Here is a 2,639-nt window from a genome sequence, read left to right on the forward strand (position 1 = left end):
AGGCCGGTGTGTACCCCAATTCGCCCGCCCGGCAGCGCAAACGCATTGGGTGATGGGTCTTCAAACAGCACCACTTCCCAGCGCTCGGGGAAATCCAGCCCTGGGTAGCTCGCCTCCGCCCCTGCCACTATTTTTTCTGCCACGCACTGCACCAGCTGGTTCGCTTGCGCATCGCGGCTGATCGGTTGGGTGTTGCGTAGCTGGTCAAAAGCGTCTCCACCCATATCGGCCATTAGTGGGCCGGGAACCAACACCAGTTGGGAGCGCCCGGTGGGCGTTTCACCGCAGCCCGCGAGTACAGTCAATAGCGCGAGCCAGAAAAGAGGTCGTACACATCGCCAATGCATTAGAAAGGTTCGCCTAAATTAAGAAACGTGCAACAGAGTATACGGCGCTTCGCAGGCGTGGCGCTCGTCGCGTTCATCCACGCTACCTAGCCCCAAGTGCCGGTCGTTATCATATGCCACAAACAGGCGGTCGTGATCCAGTACAGCCCCACCAACGGCTGAGTATAAGTAGCAGCTTGCTAGAGCTTAGCGTCAAGCGTCGAAAAGAGGCCTGCCCTTTCAACCCTGCCGTATCTGCCTTAGGCCGCCTCGTTTGGTTGACGTATGGCCTCTATGCTGGATATCAAGCGAACAAGCAGGCATGGTGGTGGTATCACCCACCATTAACGAACCAACAGGAGATTACGCAATGCCACACCGCTTTACTCAAACCCTGCGCATGATGGGGCTGTTATCGATCTTGGTGTTTTCACCCAGCGCCTTCAGCCAACAACAACCGGGGGCAGCTTCTGGTGAGAATATCACCACCGAGTCGTTCCAAGACTGGGAGGTGCGATGCCAGGAAAATCAGGGCCCTACCCGCTGTGCGATGGTGCAAATGGTCACTCAACCCGGCAGCGACCAGCCCTTAATGCAGGTAGTTATCGACTACCCGCCCCAAATCGATGGCCCGGTGATGAGCTTCTTCGTGCCGTTGGGGGTGCGTCTGGCTGCGGGCTTGCAATTGGTGGTGGATAACGGTGAGCCAATCCAGTTCCCCTATCAGGTATGCCAGCAGCAAGGCTGCCGTGCAGATGCCCCCATCGAGCCCTCGATGCTACAGCAACTCCGCAGTGGCAGTACGGCCACCCTCAGCATGATTGGCCCACGCGGTGACCGCATGGACCTGGATATTTCGCTGATCGGCTTCACCGACGCCAGTACCCGCATCGCTCCCTGATCTTACTCCCCCCGAAAAAGCCGGCCCAAAAGGGTCGGCAAGCCTACCCGCCCGCATTAAGCCACCGCTTGCCAGCGTTCGCTCATAGAGCCGTTTGAACCAACGTTGCGTATCATTGATTCGTGGAATTCAGAATCAAGCAAAGGAGTTGCCAATGAAGCACCAGGGGAAAATAAAACAAGTGGGACGCTATAGCGTTTCCTTGCTGGCTCGGCTAGGCCGCTACGAACTAGCAATGCTGTTATGCGTCGCGGTACTTTCCGGCGGGGTTTGGGGATTCATCGCGCTGGCCGATGAAGTCACCGAAGGCGACACCCAGAGCGTTGATGAGAGCCTGCTGCTCGCCCTTCGCAATCCCGCAGATCTTAGCGACCCGATTGGGCCGGGTTGGGTCGAAGAAATGGGGCGAGACTTTACCGCGCTTGGTGGGGTCGGTGTGCTGGTACTCATCACGCTAGGTGCCCTGGGTTACTTGTTGCTTGCCAGACACTATCGAGCGGCAATCTTTACCTCGATAGCAGTGCCCGGCGGCATCCTACTCAGTACCGTGCTGAAGATGGGCTTTGATCGCCCTCGCCCGGATCTCGTGCCCCATGAAGCCATGGTCTACACCGCGAGCTTCCCCAGCGGCCACTCAATGATGTCGGCCGTGACCTACCTCACCCTGGCGGCGCTACTCACCCGCGTACAGCCAGCGCTAAGGCTGAAGGCTTACCTTCTGATACTGGCGATATTGCTAACGCTGTTAGTAGGCATGAGCCGCGTTTATCTTGGCGTCCATTGGCCAACTGATGTGCTTGCTGGCTGGACGGCTGGAGCGAGCTGGGCAGCGATGTGCTGGATCGTAATGCGCTGGATGCAGCGACGCGGGCAGGTAGAGACGGAAGTGAACTTGCCGGACACCGAATAACCCGGCTCAAGGGGCGTTTTTTCTGCAAGTGATGAAAGCTGACTCGCCATGACGGTGCATCAGTGGGTAAGCGAAATTGATCTAGATGCATCTATCTATCGCACGCACACGATGCGCCGTAAAAAGCTTCGCTGATATACCATCCCACGAACAATTTGAGAGCATTACAAAAGCCACTGGGCCACGCAAAGCTTGAAAGCAACGTCAGATAGCTTGGATAGAAGTAAATGACGTTGGGAAATGGCAGAACAGACAAAGGTTTGATGAGGATAAACGACAGTCCTGACTGGACTGCCGTTATCGGCCAGGAACGGACGTACAGATTATTCTGATAACGCCCAAATCACGCGACGATTAAACCCTGATCAACAGGTCAAAGCACTTTTCTGCTAGGCAGTCTACTTTATACCTGAATCCGTGAAGCCGGCGCCGACACTTTCCCTATCACCGCCAGCGAGCACTTTTTGATCATTCGCCCCGTGCAAGTTGGCTTTCGCAAGCC

General features: G+C 56.3%; 3 protein-coding genes. 2 read left to right on the top strand and 1 reads right to left on the bottom strand.

The window, feature by feature from the left end:
• On the bottom strand, positions 1–347 hold a 347-nt coding region (locus BIS10_RS18235), incomplete at its 3' end, for a M48 family metalloprotease (RefSeq protein ID WP_253507531.1).
• A 349-nt stretch (positions 348–696) separates the two neighbouring features.
• Between BIS10_RS18235 and BIS10_RS18240 the strand changes: the two genes are divergently transcribed.
• Positions 697–1,227 (top strand): invasion associated locus B family protein, encoded by a 531-nt coding sequence (locus tag BIS10_RS18240; protein WP_253507535.1) that lies wholly within the window; start codon positions 697–699, stop codon positions 1,225–1,227.
• Between the two features lie 154 nt (positions 1,228–1,381).
• Positions 1,382–2,137, top strand: a complete 756-nt coding sequence (locus BIS10_RS18245) for a phosphatase PAP2 family protein (protein ID WP_253507538.1) — start codon at positions 1,382–1,384, stop codon at positions 2,135–2,137.
• The last annotated feature ends 502 nt before the right edge of the window (positions 2,138–2,639 follow it).

The organism is Halomonas sp. 707B3 (assembly GCF_024158645.1).
Taxonomy (GTDB): Bacteria; Pseudomonadota; Gammaproteobacteria; order Pseudomonadales; family Halomonadaceae; genus Vreelandella; species Vreelandella lionensis.

Coding starts and splice junctions, on each gene's coding strand:
- BIS10_RS18240 (WP_253507535.1), top strand. CDS start 697: ATGCCACACCGCTTTACTCAAACCCTGCGCATGATGGGGCTGTTATCG.
- BIS10_RS18245 (WP_253507538.1), top strand. CDS start 1,382: ATGAAGCACCAGGGGAAAATAAAACAAGTGGGACGCTATAGCGTTTCC.